23 protein-coding genes are annotated in these 25,426 nt (G+C 73.3%); 4 read left to right on the top strand and 19 right to left on the bottom strand.

Features of this window, described 5'->3' with window-relative positions; genetic code table 11:
* Nucleotides 1-2: 2 nt before the first annotated feature.
* Complete coding sequence (locus RBL05_RS06860; protein ID WP_308740148.1) at nt 3-1,322, top strand: TRAP transporter large permease; 1,320 nt, start codon at nt 3-5, stop codon at nt 1,320-1,322.
* A 416-nt stretch (nt 1,323-1,738) separates the two neighbouring features.
* On the opposite strand, the gene RBL05_RS06855 is transcribed toward RBL05_RS06860, so the two are convergent.
* From RBL05_RS06855 to RBL05_RS06835, 5 genes are read right to left on the bottom strand one after another with little or no spacing between them, the layout of a single operon-like run.
* Nucleotides 1,739-2,575, bottom strand: coding sequence for a CPBP family intramembrane glutamic endopeptidase (locus tag RBL05_RS06855; RefSeq protein ID WP_308740149.1), 837 nt, complete (start codon nt 2,573-2,575; stop codon nt 1,739-1,741).
* 31 nt (nt 2,576-2,606) lie between these two features.
* The gene (locus RBL05_RS06850; protein ID WP_308740150.1) at nt 2,607-3,437 is read right to left on the bottom strand and encodes an energy-coupling factor transporter transmembrane component T family protein; all 831 of its coding nucleotides are present in this window, start codon (nt 3,435-3,437) and stop codon (nt 2,607-2,609) included.
* On the bottom strand, nt 3,434-5,287 hold the full coding sequence (locus RBL05_RS06845) for a DUF3744 domain-containing protein (protein WP_308740151.1): 1,854 nt from the start codon (nt 5,285-5,287) through the stop codon (nt 3,434-3,436). Before RBL05_RS06845 ends, RBL05_RS06850 begins: the two co-directional genes overlap by 4 nt.
* The gene (locus RBL05_RS06840) at nt 5,284-5,838 is read right to left on the bottom strand and encodes an ECF-type riboflavin transporter substrate-binding protein (RefSeq protein WP_308740152.1); all 555 of its coding nucleotides are present in this window, start codon (nt 5,836-5,838) and stop codon (nt 5,284-5,286) included. Before RBL05_RS06840 ends, RBL05_RS06845 begins: the two co-directional genes overlap by 4 nt.
* Nucleotides 5,839-5,860: 22 nt before the next feature.
* Nucleotides 5,861-6,700 (bottom strand): S-adenosyl-l-methionine hydroxide adenosyltransferase family protein, encoded by an 840-nt coding sequence (locus RBL05_RS06835; protein ID WP_308740153.1) that lies wholly within the window; start codon nt 6,698-6,700, stop codon nt 5,861-5,863.
* A 112-nt stretch (nt 6,701-6,812) separates the two neighbouring features.
* Here RBL05_RS06835 and RBL05_RS06830 point away from each other — a divergent pair, with 112 nt between their 5' ends.
* Nucleotides 6,813-7,631 (top strand): endonuclease/exonuclease/phosphatase family protein, encoded by an 819-nt coding sequence (locus RBL05_RS06830; RefSeq protein ID WP_308740154.1) that lies wholly within the window; start codon nt 6,813-6,815, stop codon nt 7,629-7,631.
* 18 nt (nt 7,632-7,649) lie between these two features.
* On the opposite strand, the gene RBL05_RS06825 is transcribed toward RBL05_RS06830, so the two are convergent.
* Together RBL05_RS06825 and RBL05_RS06820 are read right to left on the bottom strand one after the other, a co-directional pair.
* The gene (locus RBL05_RS06825; RefSeq protein ID WP_308740155.1) at nt 7,650-8,312 is read right to left on the bottom strand and encodes a hypothetical protein; all 663 of its coding nucleotides are present in this window, start codon (nt 8,310-8,312) and stop codon (nt 7,650-7,652) included.
* Nucleotides 8,313-8,395: 83 nt separating this feature from the next.
* The gene (locus tag RBL05_RS06820; RefSeq protein ID WP_308740156.1) at nt 8,396-9,403 is read right to left on the bottom strand and encodes an LLM class flavin-dependent oxidoreductase; all 1,008 of its coding nucleotides are present in this window, start codon (nt 9,401-9,403) and stop codon (nt 8,396-8,398) included.
* A gap of 106 nt (nt 9,404-9,509) precedes the next feature.
* Between RBL05_RS06820 and RBL05_RS06815 the strand changes: the two genes are divergently transcribed.
* Nucleotides 9,510-10,478, top strand: coding sequence for an MsnO8 family LLM class oxidoreductase (locus RBL05_RS06815; protein ID WP_308740157.1), 969 nt, complete (start codon nt 9,510-9,512; stop codon nt 10,476-10,478).
* A 19-nt stretch (nt 10,479-10,497) separates the two neighbouring features.
* Here RBL05_RS06815 and RBL05_RS06810 read toward each other — a convergent pair whose 3' ends face one another.
* The 10 genes from RBL05_RS06810 to RBL05_RS06765 form a co-directional block, all read right to left on the bottom strand.
* Nucleotides 10,498-11,010, bottom strand: a complete 513-nt coding sequence (locus tag RBL05_RS06810) for a GNAT family N-acetyltransferase (RefSeq protein ID WP_308740158.1) — start codon at nt 11,008-11,010, stop codon at nt 10,498-10,500.
* Nucleotides 11,007-12,707 carry a dipeptide ABC transporter ATP-binding protein gene (locus RBL05_RS06805; RefSeq protein ID WP_308740159.1) on the bottom strand — a complete coding sequence of 567 codons (1,701 nt, stop codon included), beginning with the start codon at nt 12,705-12,707 and terminating at the stop codon, nt 11,007-11,009. The genes RBL05_RS06810 and RBL05_RS06805 overlap by 4 nt, the downstream gene beginning before the upstream one ends.
* Nucleotides 12,704-13,573 (bottom strand): ABC transporter permease, encoded by an 870-nt coding sequence (locus tag RBL05_RS06800; RefSeq protein ID WP_308740160.1) that lies wholly within the window; start codon nt 13,571-13,573, stop codon nt 12,704-12,706. The genes RBL05_RS06805 and RBL05_RS06800 overlap by 4 nt, the downstream gene beginning before the upstream one ends.
* A gap of 9 nt (nt 13,574-13,582) precedes the next feature.
* Nucleotides 13,583-14,626 (bottom strand): ABC transporter permease, encoded by a 1,044-nt coding sequence (locus RBL05_RS06795; RefSeq protein ID WP_318604203.1) that lies wholly within the window; start codon nt 14,624-14,626, stop codon nt 13,583-13,585.
* A complete protein-coding gene (locus RBL05_RS06790) occupies nt 14,623-16,362 on the bottom strand; it encodes an ABC transporter substrate-binding protein (protein ID WP_318604201.1) in 1,740 nt (579 codons plus the stop codon). Before RBL05_RS06790 ends, RBL05_RS06795 begins: the two co-directional genes overlap by 4 nt.
* Nucleotides 16,359-17,618: a PLP-dependent aminotransferase family protein gene (locus RBL05_RS06785; RefSeq protein ID WP_318604199.1), complete on the bottom strand. Its 1,260-nt coding sequence runs from the start codon at nt 17,616-17,618 to the stop codon at nt 16,359-16,361. The genes RBL05_RS06790 and RBL05_RS06785 overlap by 4 nt, the downstream gene beginning before the upstream one ends.
* Nucleotides 17,615-19,027: an FAD-binding oxidoreductase gene (locus RBL05_RS06780; RefSeq protein ID WP_308740164.1), complete on the bottom strand. Its 1,413-nt coding sequence runs from the start codon at nt 19,025-19,027 to the stop codon at nt 17,615-17,617. Before RBL05_RS06780 ends, RBL05_RS06785 begins: the two co-directional genes overlap by 4 nt.
* A gap of 304 nt (nt 19,028-19,331) precedes the next feature.
* The gene (locus RBL05_RS06775; protein WP_308740165.1) at nt 19,332-19,835 is read right to left on the bottom strand and encodes a hypothetical protein; all 504 of its coding nucleotides are present in this window, start codon (nt 19,833-19,835) and stop codon (nt 19,332-19,334) included.
* Nucleotides 19,836-19,915: 80 nt separating this feature from the next.
* The gene (locus RBL05_RS06770) at nt 19,916-20,914 is read right to left on the bottom strand and encodes a cation diffusion facilitator family transporter (RefSeq protein ID WP_308740166.1); all 999 of its coding nucleotides are present in this window, start codon (nt 20,912-20,914) and stop codon (nt 19,916-19,918) included.
* Complete coding sequence (locus RBL05_RS06765; RefSeq protein ID WP_308740167.1) at nt 20,911-21,261, bottom strand: ArsR/SmtB family transcription factor; 351 nt, start codon at nt 21,259-21,261, stop codon at nt 20,911-20,913. The genes RBL05_RS06770 and RBL05_RS06765 overlap by 4 nt, the downstream gene beginning before the upstream one ends.
* Before the next feature lie 147 nt (nt 21,262-21,408).
* On the opposite strand from RBL05_RS06765, the gene RBL05_RS06760 reads away from it, so the two are divergent.
* Nucleotides 21,409-22,962 (top strand): long-chain-fatty-acid--CoA ligase, encoded by a 1,554-nt coding sequence (locus tag RBL05_RS06760; protein WP_308740168.1) that lies wholly within the window; start codon nt 21,409-21,411, stop codon nt 22,960-22,962.
* A gap of 124 nt (nt 22,963-23,086) precedes the next feature.
* On the opposite strand, the gene RBL05_RS06755 is transcribed toward RBL05_RS06760, so the two are convergent.
* Nucleotides 23,087-23,536, bottom strand: coding sequence for a rhodanese-like domain-containing protein (locus RBL05_RS06755; RefSeq protein ID WP_308740169.1), 450 nt, complete (start codon nt 23,534-23,536; stop codon nt 23,087-23,089).
* The gene (locus tag RBL05_RS06750; protein WP_318604197.1) at nt 23,533-25,173 is read right to left on the bottom strand and encodes a DEAD/DEAH box helicase; all 1,641 of its coding nucleotides are present in this window, start codon (nt 25,171-25,173) and stop codon (nt 23,533-23,535) included. Before RBL05_RS06750 ends, RBL05_RS06755 begins: the two co-directional genes overlap by 4 nt.
* Between the last annotated feature and the right edge of the window lie 253 nt (nt 25,174-25,426).

Here is a 25,426-nt window from a genome sequence, read left to right as displayed (position 1 = left end):
CCGTGGATCCCGCAACTCTCGCCGGAGTCATCCTCATCGCCGGAGTCGTCGTGCTCATCGGCGTCGGCGCCCCGATCGCGATCGCGATCGGCCTCCCCTCGATCGTGGCGCTCGCCGCCGTGGTCGGCACCGAGCAGGCCGTGTTTGTCGCCTCCCAGCGCATGTTCACCGGCGCCAGCTCGTTCACCCTGCTGGCGATCCCGTTCTTCGTGCTCGCCGGATCGCTGATGAACACCGGCGGCATCGCCGAACGGCTGATCGACGCCGCCAAGGTGCTGGTGGGCCGGATGCCCGGCTCCCTCGCCCAGACCAACGTCGTCGCCAACGCGCTGTTCGGCTCCGTCTCCGGCGCGGCCGTCGCGTCGGCCGCGGCGATGGGCTCGACCCTCGGTCCGCGCATGAAGCGCGAGGGCTATGACCTCTCGGTCTCCGCGGCCGTGAACGCGGCCTCCGCCCCGGCGGGCATGATGATCCCGCCGTCGAACACCCTGATCGTGTACTCGCTGGTCTCCTCGACCTCCGTGGCCACGCTGTTCGTCGCAGGCTACGGCCCGGGCATCGTGTGGGTGCTCGCCTGCCTCGTGGTCGTCGCGATCCTCTCGCACACCCGCCCGGGCATGAGCGCCCGCGGTGAGAAGGTCCCCTTCGGCCTCGCGATCACCACGCTGCTGAAGGCGGTGCCCGCGATCCTGATGATCGTGATCGTGATCGGCGGTCTGCTGGCGGGCTTCTTCACCGCGACCGAGTCCGCGGTGATCGCCGTGGCCTACTCGTTCATCCTCGGGCTCATCTACCGACAGCTCACCCTGAAGAACCTCCCCACCGTGATCGCGGGCGCCGCCCGCACCACGGCGGTCGTGATGCTGCTGGTGGCGGTGTCCTCGGCGCTGAGCTGGGTGCTGTCCTACGCGATGATCCCGCAGTCGATCTCCTCGGCGCTGCTGGGCCTGGCGGACTCCAAGACGGTCATCCTGCTGCTGATGATGCTGATCCTGCTGACCGTGGGCGCCTTCATGGACCCCACGCCGGCGATCCTGATCTTCACGCCGATCTTCCTGCCGATCGCGATGGAGCTCGGGGTGGACCCGATCCACTTCGGCCTGATGATCACCTTCAACCTCTCGCTGGGCACGATCACTCCGCCGGTGGGGAACATCCTGTTCATCGCCGCGAAGGTCGGCGGCGTGAGGGTCGAGCCGGTGATGCGGCAGATGCTGCCCTTCTTCGCGGCGCTGCTGATCGGACTGCTGCTGGTGGTGTTCGTCCCGCAGATCACGATGCTGCTCCCGGACCTGCTGGGCATGAGCAGCTCGGCGGAGTAGTCCCCGCCGTCCCGTCGCGGACCCCGTCGTCCGATCCTCGCAGGGAGGGTCGGGCGGCGGGGTCCTCGCCGTCCGGCCCCTCCCTCACGGGCCTCGCGGTCGGGGTCTCGCAGTCCGGGCCCGCCGCCAGCCCGGTCGTCCTCGAGGGTCAGCCGGCGCGCTGCCGGCCCGGGCGTGGTCGGCCTGTGGCGCAGGGCGTGCCACTACGGCATATATGCCGTAGTGGCACGCCCTGCGCCATGACCTGACCATGCTCGGGCCGCGAGAGGGCGGGGAAGGGCTGCGTGGGGTGGCGCAGCGCCCCGAGGGGGTGGGGAACAGGCCCGAGGGGGTGGGGTAGGGCCGCGAGGGGCGGGAGAGGAGCACGAGGAGGTGCGGCGGGGCCGGCGAGGACGCGCCGGCCGGCCCGCGGCCGCTCAGACGAGGAAGATCGGGATCGCACCCGGATGACGGGCGTGCACGATCGCGAGAAAGACGACCACGTCGAACAGCAGGTGCACGATCAGCACGTACAGCAGCGAGCCGGTGCGGGCGAACAGCCAGCCCTGCAGCAGCGCGAAGGGCGCGGTGAGCAGCGGCCCCCAGGCCTGGTAGCCGAGCTCCCACAGGAACGACACGAAGATCGTCGCCTGCAGCAGGTTCGCGGTCCACACCCCGAAGTGCCGGCGCAGCAGCGCGAAGCAGGTGCAGATGAAGAACAGCTCGTCCCAGGTGCCCACGAAGTTCACGCCCGCGAAGAAGCGGGCCACCTCCCCACCGTCGGCCAGGTGCGGCCAGTTGCGGTAGACGCCCGAGGTGATGAAGTAGAACGGCAGGATCAGCCACCCCAGGAAGGGCACGGCCACGATGTAGCCCTTCTCGAGGCGGGTCCACGGCTCGCCCGTGCGCAGCGGAAACCGGATCGCGCGCCGGCGCAGCAGCAGGCGGTCCACCGCCGCCGGCACCAGCACCGCCAGCAGCAGCACGGCCCCGATGGTGAGGAAGCGGTCCCAGTCCACCGAGGCGACCACCGAAGTGGTCGAGACGATCGTGATCCCGATCCCGATCAGCGCGAGGTCCTTCGCGAGCTCCCGGGAGACGAGCACCGCGCCGAGCAGGCTGAGGGCCAGCAGCAGCTGACCCCAGCCGGCCAGCTGCAGGGCGAACAGCAGGAACGCGGAGACGGAGACGCCGACCGCCGGCAGCAGCGCGAGGCGTGAGGCGGAGGAGGGCTCCACGGGGTCCGCAGGGGCGGCGGCCGACGACGTCGTCATGGCCCCAGCATGGCAGGTGCGGCGCGGCGGATCAGACGAACGGGTTCCAGAACCGTCCGCCGTTGACCCCCAGCAGCACGAGGGGCACGACCACCACGACCACCGCCGCCGCGATCACCACCGCGTCCCGGCCGCGGAGCCGTGAGCGGACCAGCCAGGTGCGCTTCCTGCCGCGGCCGAAGCCCCGCAGCTCCATCGCCGCCGAGACGGCGTCGATGCGGTCGAAGGTGCCCAGCAGCAGCGGCATCAGGATCGAGGTGAGGTTCCGCAGTCGGACCCGCAGGGGCGCGGCGCGGCTGGTGTCCAGGCCCCGGGCCTGCTGCGCCGCCGAGATGGTGCGGAACTCGCGCTGCACGTCGGGGATGTAGCGCAGGGCGAGCGAGACCGCGTACGCGATCCGGTAGGGCACCCCGATCCGGTTCAGGGTCGAGGCGAGCTCCGGGGGGCGCGTGGTGGCCACGAACAGCAGCACCGAGGGCAGCACCGCGAAGTACTTCAGGGTGACGGCGAGCTGGTAGAACAGCTGCTCGGCGGTGACGTCCCACCGCCAGGGTCCGTCTAGCAGGACGTGGCGGGTGCCGAACAGCTCGGTGCCGTAGCCGGGGGCGAAGAGGAAGATCCCGAGATTGTTCAGCACCATGAACAGCGCGATAAGCCACAGCACCACGGCGAGATTGCGCGGAGGGACCCGAGAGATCGCCCACAGGATGAGGGATCCGGCGCCGACCACGGCGAGATAGCGCACGTCGAAGCCGATCGCCGCCCCGAGCACCACGGCGAGGACGAGCGCGAGCTTCGAGACCCCGGAGAGGGTGTGCAGCGGGCCCGGTCGGTCGAGATAGCCCAGCAGCGGACTGGTCATCGCCGAGCCCCCCGTCGTTCACGGTCCGCCGCGACGAAGCGGCGCACGAGCGTGTGCGGGTCGCTGATCCCGCAGCGCCGCGCGAGGTCGTACAGCCCAGTCACCACGAGGTCCGCCCGAGCGGTGAGCGCCGGGTCGGTGAGCACCCGCGCCGGGTCGTCGTCGGCCAGGAGGCGGCCCTCGGAGAGCACCAGCACCCGGTCGGTGTACTCCACCGCGAGATGCATGTCGTGGGTGATCAGCACGACGGTGGTGCCGGCCGCGTGGAGGCCTCGCAGGAAGTCCATGAACTCGGTGTAGTGCGCGAAGTCCTGGCCGGCGGTGGGCTCGTCGAGGATCAGCACCTCGGGCTCGAGGGCGAGGACGGCGGCGATGGTGACACGCTTGCGCTGCCCATGGCTCAGGGCCGCCAGCGGCCAGGAGCGGAAGGGGGAGAGCCCGCAGATCTCGAGCACCGCTGCGATGCGTCGCGCGATCTCGACCTCGTCGACCCCGCGGGCGCGCAGCCCCAGCGCGATCTCGTCGCTCACCTGAGGGCGGGAGAGCATCTGGCCGGGGTCCTGCAGCACGAAGCCGACGCGCTCGCCGTGCTCGGCGAGGCTCCAGCCGGCTGCGTCGACCCCGCCGATCCGCAGACGGCCGCCGGTGATCTCCTCGAATCCTGCGATCACGCGGGCGAGGGTGGACTTGCCGGCGCCGTTGGAGCCGAGCACACCGAGCATCTCGCCGGGGCGGACCGCAGCGCTGATCCCCTCGAGCACGGTGCGGCGCCGGTCCGGGCCGACGGGAAGGTCGCAGCTGACCGCATCGAGGTCGAGGGCGGTCCTCGCGGCGGTGCCGCTCGCCTCGGACCGCACCGCCCCGCGGGCCAGCACCTCGCCGTCGGCCGGTGCCTCCTCGTCGGCCGGTGCCTCCCCGGCGACCGGGGCGGCCGCGACCCAGTCCTGCACCGCGGTGATCTGCTCAGCGGTCAGGGCGATGTCGGCGCTGCGGGAGGGGTGTTGGGAGGCGGTGACCGGCACGCCGGCGTAGGCGAGAGCGGTGACGTGCAACGGCGGGCGGATGCCATGCTCCTCGAGGGCGCCGGAGGCGAGCACCTGGTCAGGAGGGGCGTCCAGCACGATCCGGCCGTCGGCCATCAGCACGATCCGGTCCACGTCCCGGTGAAGGACGTCCTCCAGACGGTGCTCGACCAGGACGATCGTCGCGCCGTGGTCGCAGTGCAGGGTGTCCAGGAGCTCCACTGCGGCGCGCCCGGTGGCGGGGTCGAGGTTCGCCAGCGGCTCGTCCAGCAGCAGGACCTCGACGTCGTCCACGAGCACACCGGCGATCGCGACGCGCTGCTTCTGGCCTCCGGAGAGGTCCTGCGAGGAGTCCGTGAGGCGGTCCTCGATGCCGGCGAGCTGCGCGGCCCGGGCGATGCGCGCGGGCATCTCGGACGGGTCCACCTGCTGGTTCTCGAGGCTGAAGGCGATGTCCTCGCCGACGGTGAGTGCCACGAACTGGCTTCCCGTGTCCTGCAGGACCGTGCCGACCACGGCGGCCGTCTCCACGAGCGGCACGGCGGCCGGGTCCCGGCCCAGCACGCGCACGGTGCCGGTGGAGGTGCCGCGGTGATGGTGCGGGATCAGCCCGTTCAGCACGTTCACCAGGGTGGACTTCCCCGACCCGGAGGGGCCGACGATCGCGATCTTCTCGCCGCGATGGACGGCGAGGTCGATGTCGTGCAGCGTCGGCGCGGACTGGGCCCGGTACTGGAAGCCGTATCCCGACAGCTCGATCAGCGGGGCAGTGCCCCTGCCGGTGTCGCCGCCCTTGCCCGCCTTGCCGCCGGTGCTCGCGGCCGTCACTGCTCGCGGCTCAGCGAACCGGTCCGGGTGCGGGTGCGGGAGTAGACCGACAGGATGATGATGCCCAGCACCACGGCGGTGAGCGAGTTCGAGACGAAGGCGAGGGCGCCCTGCGTCCACACCTTGTTCGCTGGCTCCGAGTAGATCACCACGTCCCCGAGCGGGGCGACGACCAGCCAGGCCACGGCGTTGGCGAGCAGAACGGCGAGAGCGAACCGGGTCGCGGTCCTCCCGGTGAACTCGCCGTCGGCGACGGCGTTCCGCAGCAGGAGGAGCCCGACGATCAGGCCGAACACGCCGGAGGACAGCTCCCAGGAGATCCAGATCCCGTAGCCGGTGACGTCGATGAGCAGGTGCCCGATGAAGCCGGCAAGAGCACCGACCCAGGGGCCGTAGAGCACCGCGAACACGGCGAGGATCGCGTACTGGATGCTGATCGCGGTGTTCGGGACCGGAGTGGGGATCGCCACGAAGCGCCCCAGCACGAAGAACAGGGCGGCGCCGATGCCGATGGCGACCACCTGGGTGACAGGGGAGGGTGAACGGGTCATGGGACGTCCTTCGCAGAGGGGGTCAGTGCACCGGCACGAGGGTCACGTGCCACGAGGCGCCGGTGCCGAGGGAGAAGGCGCGGGCGTAGTGGCCGCGGTTGATCGCGATCGCCATCCGGTCCAGCGAGTTCACGTACAGCAGCGATTCGCCCACCTCGACGGCGGCGAAGCTGTGCGCATAGGTGACCTGGGCGGCGTGCACCACGGTGTCGTGGTGGCGGACCCGCACCGTGACGCGCTCCCCGGGGTCGACGCCCAGCTCCCGGAACAGGGTTCGCGGGATCGAGGTCCACAGCGAGCCGTAGCGGACGTCGAGGGTGTCGATGATGCCGACCACGGCGCCGTCCTCGAGCACCGGATCCGTCACGGGCAGGCGGACGAGGCCGTCGAGGTCGAGCTCGGGACCGATCTCCTCAAAGCTCGTCGCCCCGGAGGCGAGGCGAGCGCCCGTGTACGCGTAGATGTCACGGCCATGGAAGGTGTACGACTCCTCGGAGCCGGGGCGGCGGTTGCGGGTCTCGTCGATCTCCCGCAGCCCGGTCAGCCCGAAGATGTTCTCCAAGTGAGTGAGGGTCCCGTTGTCGGGGGTGACGACGAAGTGGCCGGTCGCGGTGCGAGCCACCACCGAGAGCCGGTCCGAGCCGACGCCGGGATCGACCACGGAGACGAACACGGTGCCCTCCGGCCAGTAGGTCAGCACCTGCGCGAGACGGTAGGAGCCCTCCCAGATGTCGTAGGGCGGGATGTTGTGGGTGAGGTCGTGGAGGCGCAATGTGGGATCTACGCCGACGGCGACGCCGTACATCGCGCTCACCGCGCCGTCGTCGAGACCGAAGTCGGACTGCAGGACGAGTGCGCTCATGGGGCCAGTATGCGACGACGGGACGCGTCGCCGCCCGTCGGCCCGTCATGGACCGTCATACGGGATGCGGTGAGGACCGGCGCTTCCCGGTGACGTGCGCGAGGATGGAGAGATGGCACCCACCGACGCCCAGCCGCCCGCCCTCTCGCTCCTCACCCAGAACATCCGGTACCACGACGAGAGCACCCTCCCCGGTCAGGCCGACCACTGGCCCGAGCGGGCCCCGGTGCTCGCCCGGCTCCTCGGCGAGGCCGACGCGGACGTCGTCGGCCTGCAGGAGGTGCTCGCCTCGCAGATCCCCGTGATCGACGAGACCCTCGCCGCCACCCACCTGCGCCTCGGCATCGGCCGGGAGGGCGGCGGACGCGGGGAGCACAACCTCCTGCTGCTGCGCCGGGACCGGTTCGAGCTGCTGGACTGGGACCAGCTGTGGCTCTCCGAGGAGCCCGGCCGGATCGGGTCGACGGGCTGGGACGCGATGTGCCCCCGGATCGCGGTGTGGGCCCGGGTGCGGGACCGGGAGAGCGGGGGCGAGCTGGTCGCCGCGGTGACGCACCTGGACCACGAGGGGCACGAGGCGAGGGCGACGGGCGCGGGACTGCTCGCCCAGCACCTGCGCGAAGCGGCCGACGGCGTTCCCGTGGTGCTGCTGGGCGACTTCAACGCCGCAGGCGGCGACAGCATCCCGTGGCGGGTGCTGCGAGACGCCGGCTTCGAGGACGCCCACGACGTCGCCGCCGCGCAGGCGGGGGAGGACATCGGCACCTTCCCCGACTACGGCACCCCGGAGGTGGGCGGTATCCGGATCGACTGGATCCTCGTCCGCGACCTCGTCGTCGAGGAGTACGCGGCCCGGGTGCCGCTGCACGAGGGCCGCGCGGCGAGCGACCACGCGACGGTCACCGCGCGGGTGCGGCCGACGGTGCGCTGACGCCCCGCCCGTCCCGCCTCACATGTCGCGGGCCGAGGTGAGCAGCTGCGACCCGCCCGCGCACACGGCGGTCAGCTCGAGCAGGTCGCCCGCGTCGGAGACGTCCGGTCCCTTCTCCTGGGCGAGCGCGGGCGACACGTCGACCCAGCCGCCCGGGCAGTCCTGGACCTCGCCCTCGAGGGTGGGGACGAGCGCGTCGAGCACCTCGTCCTCGGAGACCGGCTCCGGCGCGCCCGCCCCGCCGTGGTCGGAGGCGCCGGCCGCCGCCGTGGCGGAGACGAGCTCGTCGACCTGCGCGGGCTCCAGCTCGATCACCGCCTGCCACCAGTAGTCGTCCTGGGCCGGGAAAGGCACCCTCTCGTACGGGTCGGTGAACCGGCCCTCTGCGACGGTCACCGCTCCCATGGTCTCGAGCACGGGGAAGTGCTCCTCGACGAGCCCGGGGGAGTGCCCGACGAGATCCGGCCGGAAGTACCGCTCGGAGGCCTCGTCGAGCACCCACTCGGGATCGCGCTCCTCGGCGCCGCCGTCCAGCAGGCCGCAGCCACTGAGCAGCAGCGCGGCGAGGACTGCGCCGGTCAGCGCCCGAGCGGTCGTGCGCCGGGCGGGGCCTCGCGGCGAGGGTCGGCGTGCTCGCGCACTGCGGCCCGCCGGACCATGCGTCGGTTTCTCGTCGTCCATGGCTCCCCCCTTCGTCCCCGGCGCCATGTCTACCAGGTGCCGGGGCCCCGGGCCGCAGCGCCGGGGGCAGGGAAGCGGCGGGCTCAGAGCCCCCAGGCCTCCGCGAGCAGCTCGAGGCTCCGCAGCCGGTCCGCGGGGTCATAGTGGTAGGCGGTGAGGATCAGCTCGTCGGCCTTGGTCGCCGCGACGATCTCCTCGAGCTGGGAGACGACCGTGGCGGGGGCGCCGACGGCCCTGATCGACAGCGTCTGGTCCACCTTCTGCAGGAGGTGCTCCGGGGCGACCTCGGTGATGTCCCGCGGCGGCTGGATCTTCTGCCGCTGCCCGGTGACGATGCCGAGGAACATCTGCTGCAGGGTGGTGAACTGGCGCTGCGCCTCCTCATCGGTCTCGGCGACCACGAGGTTCACGCCCACCATCGTGTGGGGCTGCTCGATCTGCGCGGAGGCGGCGTCGGGATCGAAGTGGGCGCGGTAGGTCTCCAGCGCGTGCAGGTACTGGAAGGGCGCGAAGTGGGAGGCGACCGAGAAGGGCATGCCCAGCTGCGCGGCCAGGCGCGCCCCGTTCCCGGTCGAGCCGAGGATCCACATCGGCACCTCGGTGCCGCGGGCGACCTCCGCGGTGATCGGGAGTCCGCCGGAGGTGGGCGCCTCCCGGGACCAGTCCCGCATCTGCTCGACCGCGTCGATGAAGGCGCCGGGCTCGGCGGAGGTGCGGGCCAGCAGCTGCGCGGTGAGCTGGTCGGTGCCGGGAGCGCGGCCGAGCCCGAGATCGATCCGGTCGCCGTGGAACTGCACGAGGGTGCCGAACTGCTCGATCACCGCCAGCGGCGAGTGGTTCGGGAGCATGATCCCGCCGGACCCGACGCGGATCCGCTCGGTCATCGAGGCGGCGCGGTCGATCAGCAGCGAGGTCGCCGAGGAGGCGAGGGAGTCGGTGTTGTGGTGCTCGGCGAACCAGTACCGCTCGTAGCCGAGACGGTCCGCGGCGCGGGCGCCCTCCATCGAGGCGGCGATGGCGTCGCGAGTGCTCTGGCCTTCGGAGATGGAGACGAGATCGAGGATCGACAGGGGCACGTGAGGAGCGTTCATACTGCTCAGGCTATCGACGCGGGCGTGGGGCGGGGAGAGCGCGGGGTGAGAGGTTCTCGACCCCGTCGGCGGGAAGCTTCTGCACCCCAGATGCGTTCCCGGCGACATGAGGATCTCCCTGCTCGACCGCTCCCGCACGCGCGCCGGCCGCGACGAACAGTCCGCCCTCGCCGAGAGCGTCGAGCGGGCAGTCGCCGCCGAGCAGCTCGGATACCACCGCTTCTGGGTCGCCGAGCACCACACCGTGCCGGGCATCGCCAGCGGCGCCCCGGCCGTGCTGCTCGCAGCGATCGGGCAGCGCACCGAGCGGATCCGGCTCGGCTCCGGCGGGGTGATGCTCCCGAACCACCGCCCCCTCGTCGTCGCCGAGCAGTTCCTGATGCTCGAGGCGCTCACCCCGGGACGCATCGACCTCGGGCTCGGCCGCTCCCTCGGCTTCACCGCCCCGGTCCGTGAGGCGCTGGGCCGGCTCGAGGCGAGCACGGAGGACTTCGCGGCGGAGGTGGGGCAGGTGCGCGACCTGCTCGAGGGCGCCGCGCCGCTCACCGCCCGCCCCTTCGCGGCCGAGCCGCCGCCGATGCACCTGCTCGCCACCGGCGCCGGTCTCGGCATCGCCGCCCGGCTCGGCCTCGGCGTGGTGCTCGGTGGGCCCGTCCTGCACGCGGACGACGTGGGAGAGCGCGTCGCCGCCTATCGGCGTGAGTTCCGTCCGCACCGCGGCAGCGTCCCGCACGTGATGGTGTCGATGGACCTGCTGGTGGCCGACACCGACGCCGAGGCGCGCGAGCTCGCGCTCCCCGAGGTGTGGGCGATGGTCCGCTCCCGGGAGACCGGCGCCTTCCCTCCCCTCGAGGACCCGGCCCGGATCCGCGAGCAGGACCTCACCTCGCGCGAGCAGGACCGGCTCGAGAAGGGCCTCGCGAGGGCCTGGGCGGGCAGCCCCGCAAGCCTTCGGCCCCGGGTGGAGCGAGTGCTCGAGGCGACCGGGGCCGACGAGATCCTCGCCGCGGGCGCCACCTTCGACCGCGCCGCACTCGCCGGCTCCGACGCGCGGGTCGTGCAGCTGCTCGGCTGAACGCTCGTCGATCGGGTCGTCACTCGGCCGACCGCAGCGCCTTCCGGAAGCACACGCTGATCCCGTCGGCCGGGTCGTAGGGCGCGAACACCTCGATCCGCTCCCAGCCCTCGCGCTCGTAGAGCGCGATCGCCTCGGGCTGACGGTTCCCGGTCTGGAGGAACAGCTCGTCCGCGCCGTGGTCCCGGGCCGCGTCCTCGAGCCGGGCCAGGATCCGGCTCGCGAGGCCCAGCCTCCGATGGTCCGCGTCGACGACCAGGCGCTTGACCTCCCAGCGGTCCGGCAGGCGGCGCAGCGTCCCGGTCGCGGCGGCCTTCCCGTCCACCAGCGCGAGCACCACCACGGCCACGTCCTCGGCGCTCGGCGGGGCCGGGCGAGGGGAGCCCTGGCGCAGGGCCGCGTAGCGGGGCGAGAGCTCGACGTCCATCGCCTCCCGCAGCGCTGCGCCGCGCGGGTCATCCCAGTCGGTCTCGGCCCAGGTCAGGATCCGACCGCCCGGCAGGACGGCGAGGCAGGAGGCGGTGGTGGTCATGCGCTGGCCCCCACGTCCTGGCGGGCGGGGATCGAGGCGATGAGCCGGCGCGTGTACTCCTCGCGCGGGGCGGCGAAGACCTCTTCGACGGTCCCGGACTCGACCACCTCGCCGCGGCGGAGCACGGTGAGGGTGTCGGCGAACTGCCGCACCACCCCGAGGTCGTGCGAGATGAACAGGTAGGTCAGGCCCAGGTCCCGCTGCAGCGTGGCGAGAACCTCGAGGATCGAGGCCTGCACCGTCACGTCCAGGGCGCTGGTCGGCTCGTCGAGCACGAGCACCTCGGGACGCAGCGCGAGAGCGCGGGCGATCGCGACCCGCTGCCGCTGCCCGCCCGAGAGCGCCCCCGGACGCCGGCCGCGCAGCGTCTCGGACAGGCGCACCGCCCCGAGCGCCCATGCCGTCCGCTCCGCCCGGTCGGCGCGGTCGCCGACCTTGTAGTGCTCGAGCGGCTCGCGCACGATCCGCTCGACGGTGAAGCGCGGGTCCAGCGAGGTGAAGGGGTTCTGGTGGACGAGCTGCAGGTCGCGCCGCAGCGCACGCAGCCCCGCGGGATCGGCGAGATCGACGGGACGGCCGCCGACGGAGAGGGTGCCGGCATCCAGCGTCTCGAGCCCCAGCAGCGCCCGGGCCGCGGTGGACTTCCCCGAGCCCGACTCGCCGACCAGCGCATGGGTGCGCCCGCGGGGGATCGCGAAGGAGACCTCCGCGAGGGCGCGCACCTCCCGGTCGCGGGTGCGGAAGGTGCGGGAGATGCGGCCTGCCTCGACGTGCGCGACGCCCGCCGGGTGGCGCTCGTCCCGCTCGGCGCGCAGCGGGGCGAAGCGGTCCGGGTTCAGGCCCGGCACGTCGGCCTGCAGGGCGCGGGTGTACTCCGCGCGGGGCGCGGTGAACACGGTCGTGGTGGGGCCGGCCTCCTGCACCTCGCCCTGCTGCAGCACCACCACCTCGTCGGCGCGGGAGGCGGCGAGGGCGAGGTCGTGGGTGATCAGCAGGATCCCGATCCCGAGCTCGGCCCGCAGCTCATCGAGCAGGTCGAGGATCTGCTTCTGGACGGTGACGTCGAGGGCGCTGGTGGGCTCGTCGGCGATCAGCAGCCGCGGGCCGGGCAGGATCGCGAGCGCGATCAGCACCCGCTGCAGCTGCCCGCCGGAGAGCTGATGGGGGAAGGAGTCGAGGATCCGTCGCGGCTCGGGCAGGCCCACCCGCTCGAGCGCCGCGTGCACGAGCGCCTCGCGCTCCTCGCCGCGACGGGCGCCGGGCACGAGCGCCGCCGCCTCGAGGGCCTGCGCCCGGATCGTGCGCACCGGGTTCAGGGCGGAGCCCGGGTCCTGCGGCACGAAGCCCAGCACCCTCCCGCGCAGTGGCAGGAACTCCCGCTCGCGCAGGCCCGTCACCTCGCGGCCCTCGATCCGAATCGACCCGTCCACGCGGGCGCGGCGGGTGCCGAGCAGGCGCAGCACGGCCCGCGCGATCGTGGACTTGCCCGACCCGGACTCGCCGATCAGGGCCAGCGCCCGGCCCGCGCCGACGGCGAAGGAGACCCCGTGGACCACCTCGGCGGGGCCGTAGGCGACGCGCAGTTCCTCGACCTGCAGCAGCGGCGGGGCCGGAGCGGCGGCGTCGGCCCCCGCTGCGGTGGCGGCGGAGGCCTCGGCGGTGGATGCGTCGGCGGTGGATGCGGCAGTGGAGTTCATCGGTTCCTCCCGAGGTCGAGCCAGCTGGACAGGCGGCTCACGGACAGCACGACGACGGCGATGACGAGGCCCGGGGCGATCACGAGCCACGGCGCGTGCAGGAGGTGCTCGCGGCCGTCGGAGACGAGCAGACCCCAGTCGGAGGCGGGCGGCGGATCGCCGTAGCCGAGGAAGGCGAGGCCGGCGATCACCAGGATCGCGATGCCGAACTGGAGCACCGCGAGCGAGAGCACGGGGCGCACCGCGTTCGGGAGCACATGGCGCAGCAGGACGTATCCGGCCGAGGCGCCGCTGAGGCGGGCCGCCTCGATGAACACGCTGGTCCGCACCCGCAGCACCTCCGAGCGCATCAGCCGCGCGAACACCGCCACCGCCGAGACGCCGGTCGCGATCGCCGCATTGCGGGTGTCGTAGCCGAGCGCGGTCACGATCACCACCGCGAGCAGGAAGCCCGGGATCGCCAGGAGCACCTCCACCACGCGGCCGATCACCGCGTCGACCCAGCCGCCCAGGTACCCGCCCAGCAGGCCCAGCAGCCCGCCGGCGAGCACGCCGATCGCGACCGCGATCAGGGCGCTGGTCATCGAGGAGGCGGAGCCGTGGACGATGCGGGTGAGCAGGTCCCGGCCCAGGTGGTCGGTGCCCAGCCAGTACTCGGCGCCGGGCGCGGTGAACTTGTCGTCCGGCACGCCGACGGCGGGATCGTGCCCCGTGACCAGGCCCGGGACCAGCGACCACAGGAGCACGACGGCGAGCACGGCGAGGCTCGCCAGCACGCTCGCGGGCGGGAGACGACGGGAGAGGGCACGGGCCGGGGCCGTCGCGGCGGCGACGGGACCGCCGGCGACGGGGCCGGGGGGCGGCATCCAGGACGTTCATCGCAGATCCTCCTTCCCGCGCAGGCGCGGGTCCAGCAGCGGATAGAGCAGGTCGATCACGAGGTTCACCACCACGAACACCAGGGCGGAGAGCACCACGGCCGCGAGCAGCACCGGCACGTCCTGCGCGGCGACCGCCTTCTGCACCAGCGTCCCCACGCCGGAGCGGCCGAAGATCGCCTCGGTGATTAGCGAGCCGCCGAGCACCTCGCCGAGCACCAGCCCGATGATCGTCACCGTCGGCAGCAGGGAGGGGCGCAGCAGATGCCGCACCACGACCTGTCCCGGGCGCATGCCGCGCGCGAGGGCGACCTCGGCGTAGTCCTGACCGGCCGCCTCGTCCAGCGCCGTGATGAACACCTGCGCGATCTGCGCGGAGACCGGGATCGCGAGGGTCAGCGCGGCGGCGAGGGTCGAGCCGGGGCTGTGCGGCTCGACGAGGCTGAACAGCCCCAGCGTCACCGCGAGCACCTGGATCAGCACCAGTCCGATCAGGAAGTTCGGGGTCGAGAGGAACACCGCGGGCAGGGCGCGGACCAGGGTGTTCGCGGGGCCCTCGGGCAGCAGCCGGGAGGCCAGGGCCAGCACCGCCGCGATCAGCACGGCGAGGACGAGCGCGGTCGCGGCCAGCGCGAGCGTCGAGGGGATCGCCGCGGCGAGCATCGCGGTGACCGGCTGGGAGGTCGACAGCGAGGTGCCCAGGTCGCCCGTCAGCGCATGGCCGAGCGAGACGACGAGCTGGACGGGCACGGGCCGGTCCAGGCCGTGGAAGGCGCGAATCTGCGCCTTCTCCGCCTCGCTGTACCCGGCCTGGGGGTCCTCGAGCTGCGCGGAGATCGGATCGCCCGGGATCGCGGCGAGCACCGCGAACACGAGCACGTAGGAGAGCACCACCACGATCAGCGCCTGCCCGGTGCGGCGCGCCGCGAGGGAGGCGTAGCGCCGGGCGGTGCGCGCGGCGGCCGACGGGGCCGCGGGGGCGAGGCCCGACGTCGGACCGCCCGGGGCGGTGGGGGTCGCGCTGGGGGTCAGGGCGCTCATGGCTGCTCCTTGCGGGCGGCGTGGTAGGAGGGGATCGCGACGGCGTTGAAGGAGATGCCGGTCAGCTCCGGCGACTGGACGTAGATGCGCTGCACGTTCTGCTCGAGCGGGATGAAGTACGCCTTCTCGAGCACATGGCGGGCGAGCTCCTCGACCAGCGGCGCCCGCTCCTCGCGGGTCGCGGCGCCGGCGACCTCGTCCCGCAGTCGCACCAGCTCCGCATCGGAGGAGCCGGTCTGGAACCAGTCCTCTCCCTCGTCGGTGATCACCCCGGCGACCGTGCCGACGTCCACGAAGCTGCGCGTCACCTCGTTCACGCCCTGCTCGGGGTTGTTGGTGACCCGTTCGGTCCAGGTGGGGATGTCGAGCTTCTGGGTGGCCACCCGGATCCCGAGACGTCCCAGGTGCTGGGAGATCAGCTCCGCCTCGGGGACGGAGCCGGTGAGATACGGGGTGGGGTAGATGGTGAAGCCGAGCTCTGCGCCGTCCTTCTCCCGGAAGTCGTCGGCGTTCCGGCCGGTCCAGCCGGCCTCGTCGAGCAGGGTCGCGGCGAGCTCGGGATCGTAGGAGAACAGCTCTGTGAGGTCGGTGGTCTCCGGCACCCCGGCCTGCAGCCAGCTGGTCGCCGGCTCCCAGGCGTCGGTGAACACGGTGCGGAGGATCTCGGCGCGGTCGATGCCGCGGGTGACGGCCTGCCGCACCCGCACGTCGTCGAAGGGCGCCACCTTCGTGCGCAGGCTGTAGCCGTGCACGAAGCCCAGGTAGCGGGGCACCTCGATCACGAAGCCGGCCTCGGTAAGGGCATCCAGCACCTGCGGGTTCACGTTGTAGGAGAGGTCGGTCTGACCGGCCCTGGCGGCCGAGGCGCGCAGGGTGTCGTCGGGCAGCACCGTGAAGGTGATCGCGGCGAGCTGCGCCGGCCCGCTCGCACCGAGCGCCTCCGGGGCCCAGTCGTAGTCCTCGCGCCGCACCAGGCGCACGCGCTGCCGCGGCTCCCAGCTCTCCAGCACGAAGGGTCCCGAGCCGATCTGGCGGGCCAGGTCGGCCTGCTCCTCGAGGGAGAGGGCGAGGGAGGAGGGAGCCATCAGCTGGCAGCCGTGATAGCCGAGGGTGGGCAGGAAGGACAGCGTCGGCGCGGTGAAGGAGACCCGCACGGTCAGCGGATCCAGCGCCTCGGCGCCCTCGTAGGTGCCGCCGGGGAACAGGCCCACCCGCGCCAGGCCCTCGTCGGGGCGGCCGACGGCCCAGGCCTCGAGGTTCGCGAGCACCGCCTCGGCATCCAGCGGGGTGCCGTCGGAGAAGGTGACGCCGCCCCGCAGGTGCAGCACGTACTCGGTCGCCTCCTCGTTCTGCTCCCAGGACTCGGCGATCCACGGGGTGACCTTCCCCTCGGGGTCGGTGTGGACGAGCTTGTCGGTCAGCTGCTGCCACACGTTCGCCTCGTAGCTGGAGATCGCGCTCTTGGAGGGGACCCAGCCGCCGTCGAGGTTCGAGATCAGGAAGGACAGCTCGAGGTCGTCTCCCGCGCCGCCGCTGCCGCCCCCGTCGGCGAGGGCGCCGTCCAGGGCGCAGCCGGCCAGGGGCAGTGCGGCGAGGCCGAGCGCACCGGCGCCGAGGCCCTGCAGCAGACGGCGGCGGCTCGGCCCGTCGGGGCGTGCGGTGGTCGCGCGCCCGACGGTCGCGGCCCCGTCCTCCGAAGGGCCGACGGGTCCCGGCGCGGGGCGGCGGGCGCTCATCGTCGGGCCTCGGGGGCGGTCAGGGCGGCGATCAGGCGCTCGGCGCCGTCGGTCAGCGCGGCCTCGTCGAGGTGGCTGATGCCCACGCGCAGGCGGCCGTGGTCATCGTCGTCCCCGGCGAGGAAGAAGTACCGCCCCAGCGCCATGTCGGTGCCGAAGCGCTCCCGGGCGAGGCGCTGCGCCGCGGCGAGGTCGATCCGGTCGTCCAGCACCCGCGCCCACAGGAAGATCCCGCCGGTGCGCTGCTCGATGCGCACGCCGCCGGGCACACCGGTCTCGAGCAGGTGCGCGAGGAGGTCGGCGCGGAGGGCGTAGCGGGTGCGGGCGCGGTCCGCGATCGCCTCGAGGCCTCCGTCGAGCCCCTCGCGTCCCCCGGCTCCGACGACCCGCTCGACCACCGATTGCACCAGCACGGAGGAGTGCTGGTCCTGGTTGGCGCGCAGGCGGGTCACGGGGCCGACGAGCCAGCTCGGCAGCACCAGATAGCCCAGGCGCAGCCCGGGCCCGAGGATCTTCGAGAAGGTGCGCACCCGCACCACGAGCTCCGAGTCGGTCGGATAGTCCTCGGGCACCTGGACGCCGGGGAAGGCGAGGCCCGCGTAGGCGTTGTCGGAGACGATCACGAAGCCGTAGTGCTCGGCGAGGGCGGTCAGTCGCTCGCGCTGCAGGGCCGGGGTGATCAGGCCGGTCGGGTTGTGGAAGTCGGGCACCGTGTAGAGCAGCTTCGGCCGCGCCCCGGCCTCGAGCCGGTCCTCGAGGGCGTCCAGGTCCAGCCCCTCCGCGGTGAGCGGCAGGGGCAGCACCTCGACCTCGTGGTGCTGGAGGTCGCGGAAGATCAGCGGATAGGTCGGGTCCTCCACCACGATCCGGTCGCCGCGGTCCAGCAGCGCGTCGAACAGCAGGGAGAGGCCGTGGAAGGCGCCGTTGGTGAGCAGCACCCGGGAGGCGTCCACGCCCTCGCGGCGCGCGATCCACTCCCGCAGCGGCGCGATGCCCGCCGGGCTGCTGTACTGCAGCGCGCCGACGAGCGCGGCGGGATCGGAGGTGAGGTCCTCGGCCGCGCGGTGCAGCGCCTCCAGCGGGAGGTCCCCGGCGCTCGGCGCGCCGCCGAGGAGGGAGACGGCGCCGGGCAGGGGAGAGGCGGCGGGGCCGAAGCCGCGGGCGAGGTCCTCGCGTGCGCCGAGTCGGGAGAGCAGCCCCGCGGAGAGGCTCTCCGGGGTCAGGGCGGCGGGGTCGAGGGCGGTCGTGCTGATCACAGGGCCTTCCCGGGGTTGAGGAGCTGGTGGGGGTCGAAGGTGGTCTTCAGGCGGTGCTGGAGGTCGCGGGAGGCGGGGGAGAGCTCGAGGTCGAGCCAGCCGCGCTTCGCGGTGCCGATGCCGTGCTCCCCGCTGACGGTGCCGCCGAGCGCGAGCGCGGTGCGGACCAGCTCGTCGGCCGCCGCCAGCAGCGGGGCGGGCAGCTGCCCGGGCGCATGGTCCTCGGAGTGGGGGAGGGCGAGGGAGGGGTGGAGGTTCCCGTCGCCGGCATGGGCGATCGCGGAGGTCTCCACGCCGTGTCGGCGGCCGATGCCGGGCAGCGCCTCGAACATCTCCCCGAGGCGGGACTTCGGCACCGCGACGTCCTCACCGAGGCGGTGCCCGCCCGCGCCGGATCCGCGGCCGGAGCGGCGCAGCTCCCACAGGTGCTCCGCCTCGGCCTCGTCCTCGATCTCGCGCACGGTGCCGCCGGCCGCGGTGAGCGCGGCGGCGAGGTCCGCGAGCTGCTCGTCGACGCCGTAGCCGTCGAGCTCGATCAGCAGGATCGTGCTCTCGCCGCGGGCGAGCTCGGAGCCGGTGTGCGCGTCGATGTCGGCGAGGGTGGGGCCGTCCATCAGCTCGGTCGCGGCGGGCCGGACGGGGCTGCGGGAGATCGCGTTCACCCCCTCGGCCGCGGCGCCCGCCGAGTCGAAGCGCGCCAGGACGGTGCGTCGTGCGACGGGCAGCGGACGGATCCGCACGGTCGCGGCGGTGATGACGGCGAGGGTGCCCTCGGAGCCGATCAGCAGCTGGGTGAGGTCGAGGCCGGTGACGCCCTTGATCGAACGGTGCCCGGTGCGCAGCAGCGTGCCGTCGGCGAGGACCGCCTCGAGGCCGAGCACGGACTCGCGCGTCACCCCGTACTTCGCGCAGTGCAGCCCGCCCGCGTTGGTCGCGATGTTCCCGCCGATCGTGGACAGGCGCGCGCTCGCGGGATCGGGGGCGTAGAAGACGCCGTGCGGGGCGAGGGCGGCGGAGAGGTCGGCGGTGATCACCCCGGCCTCGACCACCGCGACCTCGTCGAGCAGGTCGATCTCGCGGATCCGGGTGAGCCGCTCCAGGCCCAGCACGATCGCGCCGGTGCTCGGGGCGGCGCCGCCGGAGAGGCCGGAACCGGCGCCGCGCGGCACGACGGGGGTGCCCGTCTCGTGGGCCAGGCGCAGCACCTCCTGCACCCCGGCGGTGTCCGCCGGCAGGACCAGGAGGAAGGCGGTGCCGTCCGGAGCCTGCACCGCCGTGTCGCCGGCGTAGCGCGGCGCGGGGTCCTCGATCACCGCCTCGTCCCCGAGCAGGGGGCGCAGGTGCGCGGCGAGCTCGGCGAGGCGCTCGGCGGGGCGGGCGTCGGTGAGGGGGCTGGCGAGGCTGGTCACGGGGCGGGACTCCAGGTGGGCCGGGCGGTGGTCGTGGCCCAGGGTGCGCCCTCGCCCTTCATAAGTGCAAGTGCTGACCGTCATAAGTCGTCACGGTGGGTGATCTGCGGCATCCCGGGGGGCGCGTCGCCCCTCCGCGTCGGCGCTCTCCGTGCCCGGCAGCCTCTGTGCCCGTCCCCACCGCGTCCGCCCTCTCCGCACCCGGACGCGATGAGGCCCCGCCGATCACAGAGCGGCGGGGCCTCGTCGGCGGGACCTCTCGAGGTCCTGGTCAGCGCCCGGGCGGGCGGAACCCGGCCTGTGCTTACTGCGCGCGCACGCGCTCGTTGTGTCGGGAGGCGGCCAGGCACCCCCAGACGATGCTCGTGATCCATGCGGCGATCCCGATCAGCGGCACCAGGGTGAAGAGGATCGCCCCGAATCCGAGGGTGAGCACCGAGAGCACGCCGATCAGGAGCGAGGCCAGCAGGATCGCGCCGAGCGTGATGCCGAGCAGGATCAGCGCCCCCGGCACGGTCGCGTAGAACATGCCGAGCACCCCGAAGAAGAAGGTCAGCACGAAGGCGACCCCCACGCTCTTCTCGGCGGGCATCACGACCACCGGCGGCGGTCCGTAGGCGCCCTGCGCCGGGACCCACGGCTGCACCGCGCCGTGCGGGACGGCTCCGCCGGTCGGCCCGCCGTGCGCGCCCCCTGGCGCGCCGGTCGCGAACGGGTCGTACTCCCGTCCCTGCGGTGCGAGGCCGCGCGGCGGCACCGTCGTCCCCTCGATCACGGGCCCGTGCCCGTCGTGCCCCGGATGCGTCATCGGAGTCCCCCTCGGTCGACTCCGCTCATCGTAGGGGCGGGATCGGACATCTGTCCGGGGCCCACGAGATGTGGACGGGGTCAGCCCTGCGCGTCCGCGTCGTCCCGGGGCGGGCGCAGCGCGGTCTCGTCCTCGCCGTGGATCGGGACGTGGGCCTCGGGGATGTCCTCGTAGCTCGCGGGATCCGAGATCGGCTCGAGATGGGTGAGCACGTGCAGCGTCGGCATGACGCCCATCAGCTCGTGCTCGAGGCCCTCGATGTAGTCGTGGCCGCGCTTGACCGTCCAGTCGTCGGGCACGAGCACGTGCACGTTCATGTACTTCTCCTGCCCCGCCTCGCGGGTCTGCAGGCCGTGGAAGGTGACGGTCCCGTCGGTGCGGCGGCGCAGGATCTCGGTGATCACCTCGTGCTCCTCGTCCGGAAGCGCCTTGTCCAGCAGGCCGGAGACGGACTCGGTGATCAGGCCGATGCCGGTGACGATGATGTTCACGCCGACGGCGAAGGCGACGAGCGCGTCCAGTCGCTCCCAGCCGGTCAGCACCACCAGCGCCACGCCCACCAGCACGCCCGCGCTCGTGACCACGTCGGTCATCAGGTGCTTGCCGTCGGCGCGCAGGGTGATCGAGCTGTGCTTCGTCCCGGCGCGCAGCAGCACGAGCGCCACGCCGCCGTTGACCAGCGAGGCGATCACGGAGATCGCCAGGCCCCAGCCGACGTTCTCGAGGGGTCGCGGGTTCAGGAAGCGCTCGACGGCGGTGACGAGGATGACGCCGGCGGCGGCGAAGATCATCACGCCCTCGACCGCGGCGGAGAAGTACTCCGCCTTGGCCCGGCCGTAGAGGAAGCGCTCGGTGGCCGGACGGAACGCGACGCGCAGCGCGATCAGCGCGACGACCGCGGCGACGAGGTTGACCACCGACTCCGCCGCGTCGGAGAGCAGGCCGACGGATCCGGTCATCACCCAGGCACCGGCCTTGAGGGTGATCGTGACGATCGCCGCGGCGATCGAGAGCCAGGCGAACTTCGTCAGGTCCACCTTCTGTCGGACGGGACGGGAGGAGGTCTCGGTGCTGCTCACGGATGGTCCTTGCGGGGAGGGTCGGGGGCGAGGGAGCCGTCCGGGGCGATGTGCTCGAAGATCTGCTCGACGAGCTGGACCACGTGCGGGTCCTCGACGGTGTAGTAGCTGTGGCGGCCCTCGCGGGTCGCCGAGACGATGCCGGTCAGGCGCAGCTTGCGCAGGTGCTGGCTGGTGGTGGGCAGGCTCAGGCCCACCCGCTCCGCGAGCTCGCCCACGTCGTAGCGGCCCGTGCTCATCAGCTGCACGAGATGGAGGCGAGCAGGGCTGGCCAGCATCGAGAAGGTGTCCGCGGCCGCAGCGAGCTGCGGCTCGGTGGGCGCGCGGTCCTCCAAGGGCGTCGTCATGCCCGCCATCCTCCCTAATGTTTCGTCATTCGCGCAACTGACGAAATGGACGATGTGGCGCTCCCGACGAGGAGCGCGCCCTGAGCGGGGGCGGCGCGTCGTACTGTGAGGCCCCCGTCACAGCGACGTCGACGAAGGAGTCTCCGCATGTACAACCTCTCCGTGGTGCTCGAGGACAGCGCCCGCACCGCCCCCGACCGTCCCGCCCTGGTGCTGGGCGAGACCTCCCTGACCTACGCCGAGGTCGACGCTGCCGCCTGCCGCGTCGCGCACCTCCTGGTCGAGCTCGGGGTCGAGCCGGGTGACCGGGTGGCGCTGAGCTGCCCCAACCTGCCGCAGTTCCCGATCGTCTACTTCGGGATCCTTAAGGCCGGCGCGGTGGTCGTCCCGCTGAACGTGCTGAACAAGCCCCGCGAGATCACCTACTACCTCGACGACACCGACGCCGCGGTCGCCTTCTGCTTCGAGGGCACCGAGGAGCTGCCCATCGGCCGCCACGTGGTCGAGGGCGCCGCGGCCGCGGCGCGTCCGCCGCAGATCGTGCTGATCACCGCCGACCCATCGGCCGAGAGCCCCTACGAGGGGGTGCCCACCCTCGCCGGCGCCGTCGCCGAACGGCCCGGGACCTTCCCCACCGTGCAGCGCGCCGAGACCGACACCGCCGTGGTCCTCTACACCTCGGGCACCACCGGGCGGCCCAAGGGCGCCGAGCTCAGCCACTCCAACCAGCTCATGAACGCCCTGACCTGCAACCGGCTGTTCGACTCGCGGCCGGGGGAGGACACCCACCTGGTCGTCCTGCCGCTGTTCCACACCTTCGGGGCGACGGTGAACATGAACGCCGGCTTCTCGATGGGGGCGACGCTGGTGATGCTGCCCCGATTCGAGCCGCAGCAGGCCCTCGAGCTGCTGCTGCGCCACCGCGTGAGCGTCTTCGCGGGCGTGCCCACCATGTGGTGGGCGCTGCTGCGCCTGCTCACCGGCGGCGCCGCGGCCGAGGGGCTCTCCGAGCACCTGCGCCTGGGCATCTCCGGCGGCGCCCCGCTGCCGGTCGAGATCCTGCGCGGCGTGAAGGAGCACCTCGGGATCTCGATCATGGAGGGCTACGGGCTCTCCGAGACCTCCCCGGTCGCCTCCTTCTCCCGCCGCGAGCGCCCGCGCCCCGGATCGATCGGCCTGCCGGTGTGGGGCGTGGAGATGGACCTGATCGACCCCGCCGATCCCGACTGGACCCGCGTGGGCGAGGTCGACGAGATCGGGGAGATCATCGTGCGCGGCCACAACGTCATGACCGGCTACCTGGGCCGCCCCGAGGAGACCGCCGCGGTGCTGCGGGACGGCTGGTTCCGCACCGGCGACCTGGGACGCCGCGATGCGGAGGGCTTCTACTGGGTCGTCGACCGCTCCAAGGACATGATCGTGCGCGCCGGCTACAACGTGTACCCGCGCGAGGTGGAGGAGGTGCTGCTGACCCACGAGCAGATCTCCCTCGCCGCCGTGGTGGGCGTCCCGCACGAGAGCCTGGGGGAGGAGGTGATCGCGCACCTCATCCTCGTCGACGGCGCGACCGCCACCGCCGAGGAGCTGAAGGCCTGGGCGAAGGAGCAGATGGCGGACTACAAGTATCCGCGCGAGATCGTCCTCGCCGAGTCCCTGCCGATGACCTCGACCGGGAAGATCCTCAAGCGCGAGCTGCGCTGACGCAGCCGGCGCCGGTTCGAGCGGTGACGGATCGGGCGGCGCTGCATCGGGCGCACATCAGCCCGCCCGCGGGGACCGGTGCTCCGGTCGCCGCGGGCGGGCTCGGGTCGTGCGGCGGAGGGGCTCAGTCCACGCAGCGGGTGGGCTCCTCGTCGACCGGGAGGCCGGCCTGCGCATAGGCGCGGAACCCGCCGACCAGGTCGGTGGCCCGGTGGAAGCCGAGGTCGCGCAGGTCGCGGGCGGCGAGCGAGGAGTAGTACCCCTCGTTGCACAGCACGATCACGGGGTCGTCGTGGTCCGGCCCGCCGTCCATGCGGTGCGCGGAGGAGGGGTCCAGCCGCCACTCGAGCACGAGGCGCTCGATCACGGTCGCCCCGGGGACGTGGCCCTCCGGCGCGCGCGTCACGGCCGAGCGGATGTCGATCACGTGCGCCCCGGCCGCCTGCGCGGCGGCGAGGTCGGCGGGCTCGACGCGGTCCACGCCCCGACGCGCGGCGGCGAGGACCTCGTCGATCCCGTGGCCGGCGGGCGCCTCGGCGCGCCGACGGCCGTGGGCAGCCGACGGCTCCGTCATCGGCGCCGCCCGGAGGAGAAAGCCGCGAGGCCGCCGCCGACGGTGTTCCCGCTGCCGGAGCCCTCGGAGCTGGTCGAGTAGGTGGTGGGGGCCGGACGGCCCTGACGGCGCCCGCCGCCGGAGCCCTGGCCCTGACCGCCGCGGCGCCCGCCGCCCTGGCCGCCGCTGCGACCCTGGCCGGTCGAGCGGTCCTGGCCGCTGGAACGGCGCTCGCCGCCCGAACGTCCCTGGCCGCCGGAGCGGCCGGAGCCGCCCTCGCCACCGCGGCCGCCCTGGCCGCGACCAACCTGCTGACCCTCGCCGCGCCCGCGGCCCTGGCCATCGCGTCCGGCCTGGCCGCGGCCGCCCTGGCCGCGTCCGCCGCCCTGACCGCCGCGACCGCGACCGCCCTGGCCGCCGCCGCGGCGCTCGCCCGCCATGCGGCGCTCGTCCAGCGGCTCCTCCGGCTGGCGCGGCTCATGGGTCGCCACGCGCTCGCCGGGGGCGAGCTCGGTGAGGACGGGGCTGGTCGAGACGACCTGCTGGTGGTAGGTGGGGGTGATCCCGGCCTTGCGCATCAGGTCGTTCACGTCGCGCTTCTGGTCCGGGGTCTGCACGGTGATGACCGTGCCGGACTCGCCGGCGCGCGCGGTGCGGCCCGACCGGTGCAGGTAGGCCTTGTGCTCGACGGGCGGGTCGGCGTGGACCACGAGCGCGACCTCGTCCACGTGGATGCCGCGCGCGGCGATGTCGGTGCAGACCATCGTCGTCGCGGTGCCGGAGCCGAAGGCCTCCAGATTCCGTGTGCGGGCGTTCTGCGAGAGGTTCCCGTGCAGGTCCACCGCGTCCACGCCGCGGGCGGAGAGCTTGCGGGCGAGGTTCTTCGCGCCGTACTTGGTGCGGGTGAACATGATGGTGCGGCCGGGGGCGGCCGCGAGGTCGCGCAGCACGTCGAAGCGCGTCTCCTTGTCGACCTCGAGCACGTGGTGCTCCATCGTGCCCACGGGGCTCGTCGCGGGGTCCGCGGAGTGCGTGACCGGGTCGTGGAGGAACTCCTTGACCAGCTTGTTCACGCCGGAGTCGAGGGTCGCGGAGAACAGCATGCGCTGGCCGCGACGCGGGGTCGCCTCGAGGATGCGGCGCACCATGGGCAGGAAGCCCATGTCGGCCATGTGGTCGGCCTCGTCGATCACGGTGATCTCGATGGCGCCGAGATCGGCGTGGCCCTGGCCCATCAGGTCCAGGAGCCGTCCGGGGCAGGCGATGAGCACGTCGACGCCGCCCGCGAGGGCGTTCACCTGCGGGTTCTGGCCGACGCCGCCGAAGACGACGGCGCTGCGCAGGCCGGCGGCCTTCTCCAGCGGCTTCAGCGAGTCGGCGATCTGCGAGGCGAGCTCGCGGGTGGGGGCGAGCACGAGCGAGCGCGGCCGACGGGCGGTGCGGCGCTTCGGGGTCTCCAGCAGGCGCGCCACCAGCGGCAGCAGGAAGGCGTAGGTCTTGCCCGAGCCGGTGCGGCCCCGGCCCAGCACATCGCGCCCGGCCAGGGAGTCCGGCAGGGTCGCGGCCTGGATGGGGGTGGGGTCGGTGATTCCCAGCGGCGCGAGGGCGGCGGTGAGGGAGGCGGGCACGCCGAGGCGTGCGAAGTCAGGGGTGGTCACGAAGGGTGATCCGTTCTCTGTGCGTTGCACCCCGCACGTCGTCGTCGCGTCGCGACCGCCGGGGGCGGTCCTCTCCGGCCGACGCTGTCGCCGTCGGCGGGGCCTGCCGCTCCTCGTGCCCGACGCCGTGCGTCGAGGGGTGCGGGGCTGCCCGGACGGGACCTGTGCCGCGGCGGGAGGACGGCACTCCCGCCCACCTTACGCGGCGGTCACCTCGCAGGCGACGGGCGGTGCCCCGCATGTGAGATACCAC

This window comes from Brachybacterium sp. GU-2, assembly GCF_030866705.2.
In the GTDB taxonomy this organism is placed as follows: domain Bacteria; phylum Actinomycetota; class Actinomycetes; order Actinomycetales; family Dermabacteraceae; genus Brachybacterium; species Brachybacterium conglomeratum.
This window is presented reverse-complemented; position numbering and strand designations above follow the sequence as displayed.